This window comes from Methylomonas rivi, from assembly GCF_024505165.1.
Taxonomy (GTDB): Bacteria; Pseudomonadota; Gammaproteobacteria; order Methylococcales; family Methylomonadaceae; genus Methylomonas; species Methylomonas rivi.
On the sequence record NZ_JANIBK010000259.1, the window covers coordinates 1 to 2,799 of the forward strand.

Sequence of the window (2,799 nt, forward strand, 5' to 3'; positions counted from 1 at the left end):
GACGCCGAAGAGGATGGCCCGCGCCAATTTTTTTTCCTGCCGGCGGCCGATCAGCACCGCGGCCATGCCGCCTCCCACGGCGGATAGAGTCCAATCCAGCAAAACCGGTAAGCCGAGTTGTAACCAAGCGGAGGGTACATCCCGGCAGCCGTTATCGCAGCGTAACGCGACGGCAAGGAGCAGCAACGCCAGGGGCGCGAGCAGTAGGGCGGCCATCGCGCGCATCGGAGACGCCGCATCTTGACCGTTTGCCGCGTGCGCTACCAGCAAACGGTTGAACTGGCTAAGCATGCCGGCCGCGCCGCCGAGCATTTGCCCCAGCAATAGATAAGCCGGCAGAAAACCCATGGCCGTACCCTCTATCAGAAAGGCCGTCAGGCGGTCGTTGGCCACGCCGAGAAAACCGAGCATGGAGAGCGTCAGCGATGCTTTCAGCATGCGCCAACCGCTACGGCTGAAACTGGGGGTCAGCAAGGTACTCAAGCGAACGCCGATCTCCGTTTTACCGCTCCAGCGCCGTATTACCGCAAGATTGAATGCTGCCTGGATTAGATAACCCATGCTGACGCAGCCGCCGGCCAGTAACACAGGGGACAACGTTTGCACCCGTAGCGGCCAAGTCAGAGCAAAGCAAACGGCGGCGGCCGGCCAGGCAATCTGCTGCATGGCGAAACCGGCGTTGTGACGCCCGGCGGCCAGCAATGGCGCGGAAAAGTTGAGTAAGGCCAGCAGTGCGGCCGGTGCGGCGGCGGCCAAGTAAAGCAAACCTTCGTCCGCACTGCCGTAACGCGTTATCCAGAACCCCGCCAGCGCGGCAAAACTCAGCAAGGTTGCCAGCAAACGGTGGCCGAGCGCCGAGCGCCAGGCCTTGAGCCAGTGTTCGGCGTTCGGTTTTTCGCGCAGGAAATACAGGCCGTAGCCGAGGTCGCAGACGAACAGCAGGGCGGTAAGGCTGATGTGGGCAAGGCCGACATGGCCATAGGTTTGCGTACCCAACGCGCGGAGCAGCAGCAGTTGGAACATGAGGTTGCAGGCCTGCCCGGCAAGGTAGGCCAATGCCCCATTAAATAGTTGAATGGCCATGTTATGCGCCGTTCTTGCCGGGAACGCACACGGCGATAATTTCCGCCGATTTTAACGGGCAAAAGCGGGTCGTCAGGGTTCTGAAAGCCAAAAACACGGTTGTACTAATGTTCAGAAGCAATAATGAGCGGATGAAAAGCAAGCCATTATGCAACTTGAGCGTTTCTATTTCCCAACCGGTGGCGATAAGCAGGTTCTTCAATGTCGTCGGCGTCCACGAAAACAGGTGGCAATGTTCATCGTATTCGGTCAGCGATTTTGGGATGCCGCCGGCTTCGACGGGGACGGCCAGCAATATTTTTCCCGCCGGTCCGAGCTTGCGGCGTAAGGCCCGCAGCGTCTCATAGGGAGAAGCGACATGTTCCAGGCTGTGTCTGGCAATGATAATGTCGGCAATGCCGTCGGGAACGGCTTCCAGCGAGTCGGTCCATTTGAACCCCTTGGCTTCGCAAGCCGTTCTGGATTCCGGCGCGATATCCACGGCCCATTTTTCCCGCGCCTGAATCAGCGCCAGATTTTGCCCCAAACCGGCGCCGAATTCGAGGACGGCGGCGTATTCCCTGTTTTCCACTCCCATGGTTGCCAGCGAACCGAGCGCCCAGCGCCGGGCAAAGGCGTCATTATCGAAACCGGCATAGACATTGCCGTAATAGGATGCATCGTAATGCGCTTTCAAACTATTGTTAGGTTTGTCCACTATTTGTCCGCCTGCGTAGTCATCGTATTGTTCGGCCGCATTTCAGTTTTATGCCCGCAACCGGCGTCGTGCGTCTATAAGCGATAAGTTCGGCCGGCGCCAGTCCGGCGTTTTGTAAATGTTCCAAAACATGCGGACACCTTATAGCATTGAACGACCCGTCCGCGGCGTATCCCGGGCGGCGATCCGTTTTTGGTGCCTGGTTCGTCATCGTCCGCTATTTTTGCAAAATGGTGGCGGACAACGCTTGGTCGAATGACATGCGGGCCGTCCAGCCGAGCAGCCGCCGGGCCTTGCCGGGGTTGCCCAACTGGCTGGGGCGGTCTATCTTGCGCCGGCGGCTTGGATCGGTCTCGATGCGGATATTTCGTCCCAGCAGGTTTGCTATTTCGCCCGCCAGTTCTTCGACCGAGCGTTCGATGCCCGAGCAGAGGTTGAAACAATCGTAAGCGGCCGTTGGGCGATCGTCGCGCAGAACGGCTATCAGCCCGGCGGCGGCGTCTTCGGCGTGCAGGTAATCGCGTTTGGATGCCAGATTGCCCAGGCGTAGCGTAACGGCGCCGGCGCTGTGTCCGAGTTGCGCGGCGATGTCCGGGACCAGATGGGCGTTCGGATCGTCGTGGGCGAGGGTGTTGAATATCCGCGCCGCCCGGCCGATGCCGCCGGTACGTTGCGTCCAGAAGCGTAATTGGGATTCGTTGCCGGTTTTGGCGAGGGCGTAATTGTCGCAAGCCCAAAGCGGGGTGCCGTCCTCGCTCAGCGCGGTATTTTCCCAGGCATAGACCGCGCCGCTGGAGGCTAGGGCGACCCGGCCGATGCCGGCATGTTCCGCCGCGCACAGCACGTTTTCGGTGCCGGTGACGTTAACATCCAGGCAATAGGCGCGTTGCGTTTCGCAGGTGGGGATGTGGTGGACGGCAGCCAAGTGCAGGATGGCGTCGGGGCGGAAATTGCGGATCAGCCTGTCGAGAGCGCCGGTATCGCGAATGTCGCCGCGTACCGCGAACGCGGCGGAGTCC

At 60.3% G+C, this 2,799-nt stretch carries 3 protein-coding genes; all 3 read right to left on the reverse strand.

The window, feature by feature from the left end; all coding sequences use genetic code 11:
* Positions 1–1,083, reverse strand: a 1,083-nt coding sequence (locus tag NP596_RS20790; protein WP_256617300.1) for a hypothetical protein, incomplete at its 3' end; no start/stop codon positions are given.
* 1 nt (position 1,084) lies between these two features.
* Entirely contained in the window at positions 1,085–1,780 is a 696-nt protein-coding gene (locus NP596_RS20795; protein WP_256617301.1) for a class I SAM-dependent methyltransferase, read from the reverse strand.
* 217 nt (positions 1,781–1,997) lie between these two features.
* Positions 1,998–2,799 (reverse strand): NAD-dependent epimerase/dehydratase family protein (locus tag NP596_RS20800; RefSeq protein ID WP_256617302.1); only part of this gene is annotated, 802 nt, incomplete at its 5' end.